This window comes from Paenibacillus sp. 23TSA30-6 (genome assembly GCF_014858585.1).
Taxonomy (GTDB): Bacteria; Bacillota; Bacilli; order Paenibacillales; family Paenibacillaceae; genus Paenibacillus.
Map to the genome: position 1 here is coordinate 1 of NZ_SLTL01000095.1, position 859 is coordinate 859.

1 protein-coding gene is annotated in these 859 nt (G+C 51.7%); it reads left to right on the forward strand.

What is annotated here, in order from left to right; genetic code table 11:
- Nucleotides 1–859, forward strand: an 859-nt coding sequence (locus E0698_RS26235; RefSeq protein WP_238354180.1) for a condensation domain-containing protein, incomplete at both ends; no start/stop codon positions are given.

Sequence of the window (859 nt, forward strand, 5' to 3'; positions counted from 1 at the left end):
AAAATCCAGAGCAAAACAGGTTATCAGACGAAGCGCCTGGACTTTGATTTGGGCGCGGGTCTGACGGCTGGAATTCAGCAAATCGCCAAGCGTTATCAGGTGACGATGAATACGCTGATGCAGACGGTGTGGGGCATGTTGCTTCAAAAATATAACGGTACGGATGATGTGGTGTTCGGCAGTGTCGTATCCGGACGTCCGGCAGAGATTCCAAATGTGGAGCATATCATCGGTCTGTTTATTAACACGATTCCTGTACGCATTCACAGTCATAAGGACAGTCTGTTCTCGGACGTGATGAAGCAGAATCAGGAGCAATCCATCGCTTCCCAAGCCTATGATACGTACCCGCTGTATGAAATTCAGGGGCTGTCGGAGCTGAAGCAGGATTTGATCAACCATATCCTTATTTTTGAGAATTACCCGATGGAGGAACAAATCGAGCAGTTGGGTGAGGGGGAAGCATCCAGCTTCCGCATTACGGGAGTGGAGTCCGTCGAGCAGACGAACTATGACTTTAACCTGGTGGTATTGCCGGGGAACACGATGCACATGAGCTTAGTCTACAATGCGCTGGCATTTGAACGCGAAAGTGTGGAGCAAATTCAGGGTCATCTGGTGGAACTGTTGAAACAGGTGGTGGCTAGCCCGGATATTTCGGTACGTGAGCTGGATGTATTGAGTGAGCCAGAACGGGAGCAAATCCTGCGCGTATGGGGAAATACGGCAACGGACTATCCAAGCGAGCAGACGATTTACGGCTTGTTCGAGGCGCAAGCGGCGCAGACCCCGGAGCAGGCAGCATTGTTCTGCGAGGGAGAGCAACTGAGCTACCGCGAGCTGAACGAACGCGCCAACC